Source organism: Pseudomonas sp. GG8, from assembly GCF_052976945.1.
Genome location: NZ_JBRIIP010000001.1, coordinates 68,820 through 81,626, shown reverse-complemented (window position 1 = coordinate 81,626; position 12,807 = coordinate 68,820). Strand labels below are relative to the sequence as shown.

17 protein-coding genes are annotated in these 12,807 nt (G+C 59.9%); 8 read left to right on the top strand and 9 right to left on the bottom strand.

Going from position 1 to position 12,807, the window contains the following annotated elements:
• Positions 1 to 29: 29 nt before the first annotated feature.
• The 8 genes from ACVBEG_RS00460 to nrdR form a co-directional block, all read right to left on the bottom strand.
• Positions 30 to 533, bottom strand: coding sequence for a phosphatidylglycerophosphatase A family protein (locus ACVBEG_RS00460; protein ID WP_322182274.1), 504 nt, complete (start codon positions 531 to 533; stop codon positions 30 to 32).
• Positions 530 to 1,495, bottom strand: coding sequence for a thiamine-phosphate kinase (gene thiL, locus ACVBEG_RS00455; RefSeq protein WP_322182276.1), 966 nt, complete (start codon positions 1,493 to 1,495; stop codon positions 530 to 532). The genes ACVBEG_RS00460 and thiL overlap by 4 nt, the downstream gene beginning before the upstream one ends.
• 72 nt (positions 1,496 to 1,567) lie before the next feature.
• A complete protein-coding gene (gene nusB, locus ACVBEG_RS00450) occupies positions 1,568 to 2,065 on the bottom strand; it encodes a transcription antitermination factor NusB (protein ID WP_322182278.1) in 498 nt (165 codons plus the stop codon).
• Complete coding sequence (gene ribH, locus ACVBEG_RS00445; RefSeq protein WP_322182280.1) at positions 2,062 to 2,538, bottom strand: 6,7-dimethyl-8-ribityllumazine synthase; 477 nt, start codon at positions 2,536 to 2,538, stop codon at positions 2,062 to 2,064. The genes nusB and ribH overlap by 4 nt, the downstream gene beginning before the upstream one ends.
• 133 nt (positions 2,539 to 2,671) lie before the next feature.
• Positions 2,672 to 3,763, bottom strand: a complete 1,092-nt coding sequence (gene ribBA / locus ACVBEG_RS00440; protein WP_322182282.1) for a bifunctional 3,4-dihydroxy-2-butanone-4-phosphate synthase/GTP cyclohydrolase II — start codon at positions 3,761 to 3,763, stop codon at positions 2,672 to 2,674.
• Positions 3,764 to 3,781: 18 nt separating this feature from the next.
• Positions 3,782 to 4,450, bottom strand: a complete 669-nt coding sequence (locus ACVBEG_RS00435) for a riboflavin synthase (protein ID WP_322182284.1) — start codon at positions 4,448 to 4,450, stop codon at positions 3,782 to 3,784.
• Between the two features lie 46 nt (positions 4,451 to 4,496).
• Positions 4,497 to 5,597: a bifunctional diaminohydroxyphosphoribosylaminopyrimidine deaminase/5-amino-6-(5-phosphoribosylamino)uracil reductase RibD gene (gene ribD / locus ACVBEG_RS00430; RefSeq protein WP_322278460.1), complete on the bottom strand. Its 1,101-nt coding sequence runs from the start codon at positions 5,595 to 5,597 to the stop codon at positions 4,497 to 4,499.
• A 41-nt stretch (positions 5,598 to 5,638) separates the two neighbouring features.
• Entirely contained in the window at positions 5,639 to 6,103 is a 465-nt protein-coding gene (nrdR, locus tag ACVBEG_RS00425) for a transcriptional regulator NrdR (protein WP_322182286.1), read from the bottom strand.
• Positions 6,104 to 6,330: 227 nt separating this feature from the next.
• Between nrdR and ACVBEG_RS00420 the strand changes: the two genes are divergently transcribed.
• From ACVBEG_RS00420 to trxA, 3 genes are all read left to right on the top strand, one after another.
• Positions 6,331 to 6,780 (top strand): hypothetical protein, encoded by a 450-nt coding sequence (locus tag ACVBEG_RS00420; protein ID WP_322182288.1) that lies wholly within the window; start codon positions 6,331 to 6,333, stop codon positions 6,778 to 6,780.
• Positions 6,777 to 7,439: a class I SAM-dependent methyltransferase gene (locus ACVBEG_RS00415; protein ID WP_447107269.1), complete on the top strand. Its 663-nt coding sequence runs from the start codon at positions 6,777 to 6,779 to the stop codon at positions 7,437 to 7,439. Before ACVBEG_RS00420 ends, ACVBEG_RS00415 begins: the two co-directional genes overlap by 4 nt.
• 70 nt (positions 7,440 to 7,509) lie before the next feature.
• A complete protein-coding gene (gene trxA, locus ACVBEG_RS00410; RefSeq protein ID WP_447107268.1) occupies positions 7,510 to 8,382 on the top strand; it encodes a thioredoxin in 873 nt (290 codons plus the stop codon).
• Here the strand turns inward: trxA and ACVBEG_RS00405 are convergent.
• Positions 8,379 to 8,720 (bottom strand): hypothetical protein, encoded by a 342-nt coding sequence (locus tag ACVBEG_RS00405; RefSeq protein ID WP_322182294.1) that lies wholly within the window; start codon positions 8,718 to 8,720, stop codon positions 8,379 to 8,381. The genes trxA and ACVBEG_RS00405 overlap by 4 nt on opposite strands.
• Positions 8,721 to 8,863: 143 nt before the next feature.
• On the opposite strand from ACVBEG_RS00405, the gene ACVBEG_RS00400 reads away from it, so the two are divergent.
• From ACVBEG_RS00400 to ACVBEG_RS00380, 5 genes are all read left to right on the top strand, one after another.
• Positions 8,864 to 9,463, top strand: coding sequence for a DUF2796 domain-containing protein (locus ACVBEG_RS00400; protein ID WP_447107267.1), 600 nt, complete (start codon positions 8,864 to 8,866; stop codon positions 9,461 to 9,463).
• Between the two features lie 23 nt (positions 9,464 to 9,486).
• On the top strand, positions 9,487 to 10,197 hold the full coding sequence (locus tag ACVBEG_RS00395; RefSeq protein ID WP_322182298.1) for an ABC transporter ATP-binding protein: 711 nt from the start codon (positions 9,487 to 9,489) through the stop codon (positions 10,195 to 10,197).
• Position 10,198: 1 nt separating this feature from the next.
• Positions 10,199 to 11,464, top strand: coding sequence for an ABC transporter permease (locus ACVBEG_RS00390; RefSeq protein ID WP_322182300.1), 1,266 nt, complete (start codon positions 10,199 to 10,201; stop codon positions 11,462 to 11,464).
• 11 nt (positions 11,465 to 11,475) lie between these two features.
• Entirely contained in the window at positions 11,476 to 12,012 is a 537-nt protein-coding gene (locus ACVBEG_RS00385) for a DUF3299 domain-containing protein (RefSeq protein WP_322182302.1), read from the top strand.
• Between the two features lie 104 nt (positions 12,013 to 12,116).
• Entirely contained in the window at positions 12,117 to 12,785 is a 669-nt protein-coding gene (locus ACVBEG_RS00380) for an OmpW/AlkL family protein (RefSeq protein ID WP_322182304.1), read from the top strand.
• The last annotated feature ends 22 nt before the right edge of the window (positions 12,786 to 12,807 follow it).

Sequence of the window (12,807 nt, the reverse complement as noted above, 5' to 3'; positions counted from 1 at the left end):
GATCAGTCATTCGCAGACGCCTGAGACGTTTAAGCGAATGCCCACATGAGCGCCTGCATCCCCAGCCAGGCAAAAACGCCGGCCAGCACATCGTCGAGCATGATTCCCACGCCGCCGTGTACGTTTTGATCGATCCAGCGAATCGGCCACGGCTTGAGAATGTCGAAGAAGCGGAACATCAAAAACCCCGCCAACAACCAGTACCATCCTTCCGGTACCAGCCAAAGGGTTATCCACATTCCGACCATTTCGTCCCAGACGATGCCTTCGTGGTCGTGCACACGCAGGTCATCGGCGACCTTGCCGCACAGCCAGAAGCCGAACAGCATGGTGATGCCCAGCATCAGCCAATAGCCCCAATCGGGCAGCATTTGCCACAGAGGAATGAACGGCAGGGCGACCAGGGAGCCCCAGGTACCTGGCGCCTTGGGCAGCGTACCGGAGCCGAAACCGAACGCCAGAAAATGCCAGGGATTGGTCCACACCGAGGGTGGAACCTGATCCGCAGGGACCTGCTTTGGATGATCTGTCACGGAGTCTCCCGAAAATGTTGATAGCCCCGTGTCGACGGAGTGACGTCCTGCCCAGCGCCATCGATCAAGGCCACACCCTGCCCCGCCACAACCCGACCGACCACATGCACCGAAAATCCGGCGGCGAGCAGCCCGGCCAGTTGCGACGCTGGCAGCGTAAACGCCAGGACATAATCATCGCCCCCGCTAAGCGCCGCGTTCCGAGCTGCTTCCAGCCCAAGAAACGTTGTGAGGGGGGCTGACAGAGGCAACGCATCGCGCTCGACCACCACACGCACGCCGGAGGCCAAGGCAATATGCCCACAATCGGCCAATAGCCCATCGGAGATATCCAGCGCCGCCGTGGCCTTGCCGCGCAAGGCCAGACCCAGCGCCAACTGTGGCTGCGGCGACCAGTATTGCGCCAGCAACGCGTGAGCGATAGAGGCCTCGGCACTGCGCTGGTTCAACACCAATGGCAAAGCTCCCGCCGCATCGCCCAGTGGACCACCGACACACAGTAGATCACCCGGTCGAGCGCCACTGCGGGTCAGCGCCTGACCCGCAGGAACGCGTCCAAACACGGTCATGGTCAGGCTCAATGGCCCACGGGTGGTGTCGCCACCCACCAGGCTCAGCGAGCAGCTCTGCGCCATCAGGTTCAGACCGTGCGCAAAGGCTTGCAGCCAGTCAGGATCGACGTCGGGCAGTGTCAGGGCGAGGGTGAATGCCAGTGGGGTTGCGCCCATGGCGGCCAGATCGCTGGCAGCCACCGCGAGGGCACGTTGACCTAGCAGGAAGGGATCGCAGGCCTCGGGGAAGTGCACCCCGACAACCAGGGTGTCGGTAGAAATCGCTAGCTGTTCGCCGGGCGGCACCGCCAGCAAGGCGCAGTCGTCGCCGATCCCCAATACGACTCCCTCACCCGTCTGCGCACACGGCGCAGCTGCGAAAAAATTGCGGATCAGCTCGAACTCACCCATAGGATGCAGGCGCCGGGGATCTGGAATAGAAAGGTACCAAGCAAGGCTCAGGCACTTCTCATCCAGAGCCTCTTAGCGCTTGTAAGCCTTCACTTCGGCTTCGCGCAAGCGAGGAGCCAGTTTGTCCAGAACGCCATTGACGAATTTGTGGCCGTCAGTGGAGCCGTAGACTTTCGCCAGCTCGATGCCTTCGTTGATCACAACGCGATACGGCACGTCGACACGCTTGAGCAGCTCGTAGGTGGACAGACGCAATATCGCCAGTTCAACCGGGTCAAGCTCTTCGAGGGTGATGTCCAGGCAAGGCACGAGAGCCGTATCGATCTCGGTCTTGTTGGACGGTACACCGTGCAGCAATTCACTGAAATACGTGGCATCGACATTAGTGAAATCGTTATCGACGCGAAACTGCGCCTCGATTTCATTGATCGAATGACCAGCCATGTGCCACTGATACAACGCCTGAGTCGCAAGCTGACGCGCTTCGCGACGCTTGGCGCTTTTGCTCTTGGCGACTGCAGGATCTTTTTCGTCGCGCGGGTTGAACTGGTCGCTTTCGTCGGAAATCATTTGGCCTCCAGCTGAGAAAGCAGGCTGACCATTTCGATAGCACACAGTGCAGCTTCGGCGCCTTTGTTACCGGCCTTGGTGCCGGAACGCTCGATGGCTTGCTCGATGGTGTCAACCGTCAACACGCCGAAAGATACCGGCACGCCAAACTCCATGGAAACCTGAGACAGGCCTTTGACGCATTCGCCTGCCACGTATTCGAAGTGCGGCGTACCGCCACGGATCACAGCGCCCAGGGCGATGATCGCGACGTATTCGCTGCGCTGAGCAACTTTTTGCACTACCAGCGGAATTTCGAAGGCACCCGGCGCGCGGATGATGGTGATGTCGCTTTCGCTCACGCCATGGCGAACCAGTGCATCAACGGCACCGCTCACCAGGCTTTCGACGACGAAGCTGTTGAAACGGCCAACCACCAGGGCGTAGCGGCCTTGGGGAGCGATGAAGGTACCTTCGATGGTCTTCAGGGTCATTCGGGTGAGTCTCGTCTTAAAGAGCAAGCACGCCCAATCGGCGCGCTTTGAGGGATTTTAGGCCACCAATTACAGACTGTCGGACAGAACGAGTGAAAGTCTTTCAGGCTTTCACACAGCGTCCAACCGGTCTTTATTCGGAGGGCACGTATTCTACAACTTCCAGATCGAAACCGGATATCGCATTGAACTTCATTGGCGAACTCATCAGGCGCATTTTACGCACGCCCAGGTCACGAAGAATCTGCGAACCGGCACCGACGATGCTGTACGTGGTCGGGGTTTTCACCGGCACGTTTTCGGCTGTGTCACGAATATGCGCGAGCAAGACGTCACCATTGAGCGGGTGACCCAGCAACAGCACCACGCCACTGCCCGCCTCGGCGACCGCGACCATTGCAGCCCGAAGGCTCCAGCGGCCGGGCTGCTTGACCATCAGCAAGTCGCGCAACGGGTCCATGTTGTGCACGCGAACCAGGGTCGGTTCTTCGGCGCAGATGTTGCCCAGGGTCAGCGCCATGTGCACGTCACCTTCGACCGAATCGCGGTAGGTCACCAGATTGAACTGGCCCAATTCGCTGTCCAAAGGCTGCTCGGCAATCCGCTGAACGGTACGTTCGTGGATCATCCGGTAATGAATCAGGTCGGCGATGGTGCCGATCTTGATCCCATGTTCGGCCGCAAAAGTTTCGAGTTCGGCGCGACGGGACATGGTGCCGTCGTCGTTCATCACTTCGCAGATCACGCCGCTCGGTTCGAAACCGGCCATGCGCGCCAGGTCGCAGGCAGCCTCGGTGTGGCCAGCTCGCGAGAGAGTGCCACCGGCCTGAGCCATCAGCGGGAAAATATGACCAGGACTGACGATATCCTCGGCCGTGGCATCTTTCGCGGCAGCAGCCTGCACCGTGCGGGCGCGGTCGGCAGCGGAGATACCCGTGGTAACGCCGGTAGCAGCCTCGATGGAGACCGTGAACTTGGTGCCAAAACCGGAGTTATTACGCGGCGACATCAACGGCAGCTTGAGGAGTTCGCAACGCTCACGGCTCATCGGCATGCAGATCAGGCCACGGGCATGCTTGGCCATGAAGTTGATGTGCTCGGCCTTGCAGCACTCGGCGGCCATGATCAGATCGCCTTCGTTCTCACGGTCTTCGTCATCCATGAGGATGACCATCTTGCCGAGGCGGATGTCTTCAACCAGTTCTTCAATGCTGTTGAGCGCCACAAGGCACCCCCTTTCGGTTCAGGATTTGAGGTAGCCATTGGCGGCTAGAAAGCTTTCGGTGATGCCGCCTGATGAGTCGCTCGGCTCTGCGGCCTTGTCTCCCAGCAACAGACGTTCCAGATAACGCGCCAGCAAGTCCACTTCAAGGTTGACCTTACGACCCGGCCGGTATTCGGCCATGATCGTTTCAGCCAGGGTGTGCGGGACAATCGTCAGTTCAAACTCAGCGCCATTGACCGCATTCACCGTCAGGCTGGTGCCGTCGACGGTGATCGAGCCTTTGTGCGAAATGTACTTGGCCAACTCACGCGGTGCGCGGATACGGAACTGGATAGCGCGCGCATTTTCTTCGCGGGACAGAACTTCACCGACACCGTCGACATGCCCGCTGACCAGGTGACCACCCAGCCGCGTGGTCGGCGTCAGGGCTTTCTCCAGATTGACCGGACTGCCGGTCTTCAGGTCGACGAAAGCGGTGCAATCGAGAGTTTCGCGGCTGACATCGGCCCAGAAGCCGTCACCGGGCAACTCGACGGCGGTCAGGCAGACGCCGTTCACCGCAATACTGTCGCCGAGTTTTACGTCGCTGAGGTCAAGCTTGCCAGTGGCCACATAAACGCGGATATCCCCGCCTTTGGGGGTCAGAGCGCGGATACTGCCGATCGATTCGATAATGCCGGTAAACATGTGGTCCTCCACGAGAACAAGGCCAGCGCTATGCGATGGCCGGAAATTATACGCTGCCAGCGGTCACGGGGATGGCAATCACTCGCCAATCGTCACCCACCGCGCGCATTTCGACGATTTTCAGCGCTGGCGCCTCACTCATCTGCGCCAACGGCAGATCGAGCAGCGGCCGAGCCGTTGAACCGAGGAACTTGCCCGCGATAAAAATCTGATACTCATCGACCAACCCCAGCCGCGTGAACGCGCCAGCCAATCGTGGGCCTGCTTCAACCAGCACTTCATTGACGCCACGAGCGGCCAGTTCGTGCATCAGCTTGCGCAAATCAACATGCCCTTCGCTGTTGGCCAACGCCAGCATTTCATGGCCCTGGTCGTGATAACGCTCACGCGCCTCAGCCGCCGCGCAGGTTACGACGAGCGTGTTGCCAGCCTGAAAGAATGGCGCGTCGAGGGGCACGCGCAAGCGCCCGTCGATCAACACCCGCAGCGGCGGCCGGGTGACGGCCAGCGCAGTCAGTTCGGCACCCAGGCCCAACTCATCCGGACGCACCGTCAGGCGCGCACCGTCTGCCAACACCGTGTCGGCGCCAGTCAGCACCACACTTGATTGCGCACGCAAGCGCTGCACCGCTGAACGCGCGGCAGGGCCGGTGATCCATTGGCTTTCGCCGCTGGCCATCGCCGTGCGCCCGTCGAGGCTCATCGCCATTTTGACCCGCACGTAAGGCAGGCCGTGTTCCATGCGTTTCAAGAAACCTTTGTTCAGCACCCGGGCTTCGCCTTCGAGCACGCCGCTCTGCACGGAAATCCCTGCCGCCATCAACCGCAGCAGGCCTTTGCCTGCAACTTCAGGATTAGGGTCCTGCATGGCCGCAACCACGCGCGCGACCCCGGCATTGACCAATGCATCGGCACACGGCGGAGTCCGCCCCTGATGGCTGCAAGGTTCGAGGGTGACGTAAGCGGTGGCGTCGCGGGCCTTGTCGCCCGCCTGTCGCAGCGCATGCACTTCGGCGTGCGGCTCACCGGCGCGAACATGCCAGCCCTCGCCGACGATCTGTCCATCGCGCACGATCACGCAACCCACGCGAGGGTTGGGGTGCGCGGAGTAAATGCCTTTGCGCGCCAATTCCAGTGCGCGCGCCATGTAATGGTGGTCCAGAGCGCTCTGCTCAGTCGATGGCAGGCTCACTCTTTCACCGGTTCGCGGGCCAGACGGTCGATTTCTTCGCGAAACTCATTGAGGTCCTGGAAGCGCCGGTAAACCGAGGCAAAGCGGATATACGCCACTTCGTCGAGCTTCTGCAGCTCAGACATCACCAGTTCACCGACCACCAGCGATTTGACCTCGCGCTCACCGGTCGCCCGCAGTTTGTGCTTGATCCGCGCCAATGCGGCTTCCAGACGTTCGACGCTGACCGGGCGCTTTTCCAGCGCCCGCTGCATGCCCGCGCGCAGTTTTTCTTCGTCGAAAGGCTGACGACTGCCGTCTTGTTTAATCAGGCGTGGCAGCACCAGTTCGGCGGTTTCGAAGGTGGTGAAACGCTCACCGCAGGCCAGGCATTCGCGACGGCGACGCACTTGCTCGCCCTCGGCGACGAGGCGCGAGTCGATGACCTTGGTGTCGTTGGCACCGCAAAAGGGACAGTGCATGGTGGCAGGCAACAAAAAAAGGGAGGCTCATGGTAGGGCGAGTCGTCATTTATTTCCAGCGCTGCAACTAATTGCGGCGTTCTCCTGGCGCATCCCATTGGCAAGACAATACTCAAGGTTTGCGGTATATAGTCGCGCGGCAGGCGGTGTGAAATTTATACGGCTGGGCAATACTGCACGACGCGCCTCGGTCGCCCCCTGATTTTTTTGTTCTGTTGGAGCTGTTCATGTCGCTACGACCGCTTGTTTTGCTCAGTCTTGTCGGCCTGCTGGTCGCCTGTAGCAGCGAGCCACCCAAACCTGTCGCGGCCAAATCACAACCGACGCAAGTGATTAAAACCGCTGCCAGTCTTGGCCCTTTACTGCCTTATCAACGGGAACTGAGTGGTCAACTGCTCGGCGTACCGGCTGGCGCGGAAGTCGAGCTGGCGCTGCTGTTGATTGATGAGCGCAGCCGCCCGCAACGTTTGCTGGCCAGCACCAAGCTGATCGGCAACAACCAGTCCCTGCCGTTCCAGCTGCGCTTCAACCCGGAATCCTTTCCGGCGGGTGCGCGCGTCGAGTTGCGCGGCCGTGCCAGTCAGTCCGGCCAGTTGACCCTGCACCTGCCCTCGGTGCGTATCAATGAAGCCATCACCCAGGCGATGGGCCCGTTGCAGTTCGTACCGGCGCCATGACCCCTCCGCATGACCTGCAACGGGCGTTGAGCGAACTGCTCGGCGACGCGCAGCTGGTTGCCACTGAGCTGCCGGGCACTGCCTTGAAGCTCTGGCTGATTGATGCCGACAACATGGATCGCGCCTTCAGCCCGGAAGAAACCCGGCGCATTCTTGAAGATCCGCCGTATTGGAGTTTCTGCTGGGCCAGCGGTCTGGCATTGGCCCGTTTTCTCGCCGAACAACCGCAGTGGGTGGCGGGCAAACGCGTTCTGGATTTCGGTTCAGGCTCTGGCGTAGCCGCGATTGCAGCAGTAAAAGCTGGCGCGCTGGAGGTGGTGGCCTGCGACCTTGACCCACTGGCCCTCGCCGCGTGCCATGCCAATGCCCGGCTGAATGACGTGCACCTGAGCTACTCGGCAGATTTTTTCGCCGAGACCGACCGCTTCGACCTGATCCTGGTCGCCGACGTGCTGTATGACCGCGCCAACCTGCCATTACTGGATCAATTCCTCAGTCGTGGCCGCCAGGCATTAGTGGCCGACTCGCGGGTGCGCGACTTTCAGCACCCCGCTTATCTGCGATTAGCGATGCTTGAAGCCCACACCCTGCCCGACCTGGCCGAGCCTGCGGAGTTTCGTAACGTCAGCCTTTATCACGCGTGCCGCGACCCGGCCTGACGCGCACCGCTTTCGACAAAACGCCGCGACCTTTATAGTTGCCGCCATTGAACGACTTCCGAGACTAGCGATGAGCCAGGACACCCCGTACATCTTCGACGCAACCAGCGCCGACTTCGACCAACTGGTTATCCAGAAGTCATTCCTCACGCCGGTGCTGGTGGATTTTTGGGCTGAATGGTGCGCGCCGTGCAAAGCGATGATGCCGGTCCTCAAGCAAATCACCGAGGGTTACCGGGGTGAGTTGCTGCTGGCCAAGGTCGACTGCGACGCAGAACAGGACATCGTCGCCCGCTTCGGCATCCGCAGCCTGCCAACCGTGGTGCTGTTCAAGGACGGCCAGCCGGTAGACGGCTTTTCCGGTGCGCAGCCGGAGTCGGCTATTCGGGCGATCCTGGAACCCCACGTAAACATGCCGCCACCGGCCCCGGCCGACCCGCTCAAACAAGCACAAACGCTGTTCGCTGAAGGCCGGATCGCCGACGCCGAGAGCGTGCTCGTAGCCTTGCTGGGCGAAGACAACACTAATGCGCTGGCGCTGATTCTGTACGCCCGCTGCCTGGCCGAACGCGGCGAACTGGCAGAAGCGCAGAGCGTGCTCGAGGCGATCAAAGGTGACGCCCATAAAGCCGAGCTCGCTGGCGCACGTGCACAACTGACCTTCCTGCGCGAAGCAGCCGACCTGCCCGACGTCGCCGACCTGAAGACCCGCCTGGCGCAGAATCCTCTGGATGATGAAGCCGCTTATCAACTGGCGATCCAGCAACTGTCCCGCCAGCAATACGATGCGGCACTGGATGGCCTGTTAAAGCTCTTCATCCGCAACCGCAACTACGCCGAAGGCCTGGCGCACAAAACCTTGCTTCAGGTGTTCGACCTGCTGGGCAACGATCACCCGCTGGTCACCACTTACCGTCGCAAGCTGTTTGCTGCACTGTATTAACTGACCCAACTATAGAGCGGTGCATCTGTGCCGCTCACAACGTTGACCTCGGCACTGTGACGCATGCGCACCATCAGGCGTTTTCCCGCTGCCGTGCTGCCCGTCAGGCCTTCCAACTGGTTGAGTAAGTCCGGCCCGCTCATTTGCCCGGCCTTGCGCAGTAATTCTTTGGCGATTTGCCAGACCGCGTCGTCTTGATTGACGGGCAACGCAGCCGCCTGCTCAGTCGCAGGTTTCATCGTCTGCAATTGCGCACCCAGCCGGGCCCAGTCGCCCTCATCCAATTCCAAGGTCAAGTCCACGGGCCACTCGCCGATGGTTCCACGGATACGCAGCATGGGTGTTGTTCCTCAATGTGTGGTTCGGTGCGAGCATTCGCACGAAGGTGAATTTACCATCGCATGCAATGTGTCAGCGCCTTAAAATTGTTATAAGATCACATAACATCTTTCCACATCCATGCCATGCCCGGAGATTCTTTATGCGCCGCCTGCTGCTCGCCCTGCCTTTTGCCCTGCTTCCACTGGCCATTGCTCATGCCGCCGAAGAAAAAGAGCATGCCAGTCTCGGCGCTCACGAGCACGGTGTCGCGCAGCTGGATATAGCACTCGACGGCAAGACGCTGGAATTCGAGCTGCGCAGTCCTTCGATGAACATCGTTGGCTTCGAACATCCTGCCAGCACCGATGCAGACAAAGCCAAGGTCGCCGAGGCCCGCGAACTGCTGTTGAAGTCGCAGGCGCTGTTCAATCTGCCATTGGCGGCCAAGTGCGCAGTGATGACACAAAAACTGGAAAGCCCGCTGTTCGGCGACAAACCGGATGCCGACGATCATGACGACGACCATGCAGGCCATGATGATCACGCCAAGGGCGAAGGTGAAGAGCACCACCACGAGCACAGCGAGATCCATGCGCATTACCAATTCATGTGCGACACACCGTCCGCACTGAAGAAGTTCGACCTGACGCAACTCTTCAAGACCTTCCCCGCCACCCATAAAATTCAGGTACAACTGATCGCCCCGAGTGGTCAGCAAGGTGTTGAAGCAACGCCAGAAAACGCCACGCTGAAGTTCTGATAACCCCGGTGGACACACCTCAAATGACCCAAGCACTTATCGAGTTGTCCGATCTTGGCTTTTCCTGGCCCGGTCACGCACCGTTGTTGGATATCCCTGCATTTCGTCTGGAGCCAGGTGAAACCTTGTTCCTGAAAGGCCCCAGTGGCAGTGGCAAAACCACCTTGCTGGGGCTGTTGGGCGGCGTGCAGAAACCCAACCGAGGCAGCATTCGCCTGCTGGGTCAGGAGCTGACACAACTATCAGCCGGAGGCCGCGACCGTTTCCGGGTCGATCACACCGGGTATATTTTTCAGCAGTTCAACCTGCTGCCGTTCTTGTCAGTGCGTGAAAACGTCGAGTTGCCCTGCCGCTTCTCTAAGCTGCGCACCGCGCGCGCGACCCAGCGCCATGGCAGTGTCGATCAGGCCGCCGCAACGCTGCTTGCGCATTTGGGTTTGAAAGACCCGGCACTCCTGAGTCGCCGCGCAGACTCGTTATCCATCGGCCAGCAACAACGGGTCGCTGCGGCCCGGGCACTGATTGGCCAACCGGAATTAGTCATCGCCGACGAACCAACGTCCGCACTGGACGCCGATGCCCGCGAGGCGTTTATTCGCCTGCTGTTCGCCGAGTGCCGCGACGCCGGAGCCAGTCTGTTGTTCGTCAGCCATGACCAAAGCCTAGCACCGCTGTTCGACCGTAACCTGTCGCTGTCCGAACTCAATCGCGCCGCCGTCGCCGCAGAGGTCTGAGATGTATTTGTTTCGCCTAGCCATGGCCAGTCTGGCTAACCGCCGATTCACGGCCTTTCTCACTGCATTCGCCATCGCCCTGTCAGTCTGTTTGTTGCTGGCCGTCGAGCGCGTGCGCACTGAAGCACGCGCCAGTTTTGCCAGCACCATCAGTGGCACCGACCTGATCGTCGGCGCCCGGTCTGGCTCGGTCAACCTGCTGCTGTATTCGGTGTTTCGCATCGGCAACGCCACCAACAATATCCGCTGGGACAGCTTCGAGCATTTCGCCAACGACCCTCACGTGAAGTGGGCGATCCCGATTTCCCTCGGTGACTCCCACCGCGGCTATCGTGTCATGGGCACCAACGAGTCCTACTTCGAGCACTACCAGTTCGGCCGCCAGCAACATCTGGAGCTGGCCGACGGTCGTCCGTTTGCCACTGACCCTTTCGAAGTGGTGTTGGGCGCCGAAGTCGCCGACGCCTTGAAGTACAAGCTGGGCGATAAGCTGATACTGGCTCACGGCGTCGCGGTCGTCAGTCTGGTCAAACACGACGACAAGCCGTTCACGGTGGTCGGGATTCTCAAACGCACCGGCACCCCGGTGGACCGCACGCTGCACATCAGCCTCGGCGGCATGGAAGCGATTCATGTCGACTGGCACAACGGCGTACCGGCCCACGGCGCCGGGCGCGTCAGCGCTGATCAGGCACGCAACATGGACCTGACGCCGACAGCGATCACTGCATTCATGCTTGGCCTCAACAGCAAAATCTCGACCTTCGCCGTGCAGCGCGATATCAATGAGTTCCGGGGTGAACCGATGCTGGCGATTCTGCCCGGCGTGGCCCTGCAGGAGCTCTGGAGCCTGATGGGCACCGCCGAAAAAGCGCTGTTCGTGATTTCGCTGTTCGTGGTGCTGACCGGGTTGATCGGGATGCTTACGGCAATCCTGACCAGCCTCAATGAAAGAAGGCGCGAAATGGCGATCCTGCGTTCGGTAGGCGCTCGCCCCTGGCATATCGCAAGCTTGTTGATTCTCGAAGCCTTCGCTCTGGCCTTGACTGGCGTGGTCAGCGGCCTGGTCCTGCTGTACGTTGGAATCGCGGGCGCTCAGGGTTACGTGCAGTCCAATTACGGCCTGTTCTTGCCGCTGTCGCTGCCCACTGAATACGAGTGGACCCTGCTCGGTGGTATCCTCTGCGCCGCGCTGTTGATGGGCACCGTGCCAGCTTGGCGCGCGTACCGCCAATCGTTGGCTGACGGCCTGTCGATTCGTTTATGAGGACATCTATCATGTCGCGCCCACTGCTTGCGCTGTTGCTGCTGATCGCGCCCTTACTGGTCACGACGCCACTCTTGGCTGCGCCGCCAAAGGACTTGACCTGGGCGCAGATGATTCCGCCAGACGCCCCGGTGATCGCCCCACAAACGGCGCCGATCCATAACTTGTCCGGCATGGCCGATGCGTTGTCTGCCGAAGCCGCGCCTGCTGCAAAGCAGCAATCGCCGTCCGCACCCGTGGTCAATTCACTGGACGGTCAACAGATCAGGTTGCCAGGTTATATCGTGCCACTGGAAGTCAGCGAAGAAGGTCGGGCCACCGAGTTTTTGCTGGTGCCCTACTTCGGGGCCTGCATCCACGTACCGCCACCGCCCTCTAATCAGATCGTCCATGTCACCAGTAAGGTCGGCGTAAAACTCGATGAGTTGTATCAGCCTTACTGGATCGAAGGCACGATGAAGGTCGAAGCCTCCACCAGCGAACTGGCCGATGCAGGCTACAAAATGGAGGCCGACAAGATTTACGTCTATGAGTTGCCTGAGTCCTGATATTTTTTTGCCTCATGGCAATTTCATTGCGCTGGGTCAAAAGGACCCATCCATGCACGCCCTATCATTAGCCATCGCCACAACTAATGTCTAATGGAGCAATCATGCACAAGTCACTGCTCAGCGCGTCCCTGTTCGCGCTAGCGCTCAGCGCACCTCTCGTCCACGCCCACGAAGCCGGTGACATCATCGTCCGTGCGGGTGCGGCAAGAGTTTCCCCAGATGACTCTAGCGGAAATCTGAAACTCGACGGTACTAAAATTTCGGGCACGAAAGCGACCGTAGACGGCGATACTCAGCTCGGTCTCGCAGTGGCTTACATGCTCACCAACCACTTCGGCCTTGAGTTGCTGGCGGCTACGCCGTTCAAACACACCGTTGCAGTTAAAGGCCTCGGCGCGCTGGATGGCAAGCTTGCAGACATCAAAGAATTGCCACCGACCTTGTCGTTGCAGTACTACCCGATGGAATCTACATCCAAGTTCCAGCCTTACGCTGGCATCGGCTTGAACTACACCATGTTCTTCGGCTCAGACTTGACCAGCGAACGCAAGGATCAAGGCTTCAGCAACCTGAAACTGAAAAATTCCGTCGGTTTGGCCGGTCAAATTGGCGCGGATTACATGCTGACAGACCACATTATGCTTAACGCCTCGGTCTGGTATATCGATATCAACACCACAGCAACCACAGACCTGGGTGCTAACCGCGTCAAGGTCAATGTTGACGTTGATCCATGGGTTTACATGGTTGGTGTCGGTTACAAGTTCTAACGCGCCCCGAAAGGCACGTATA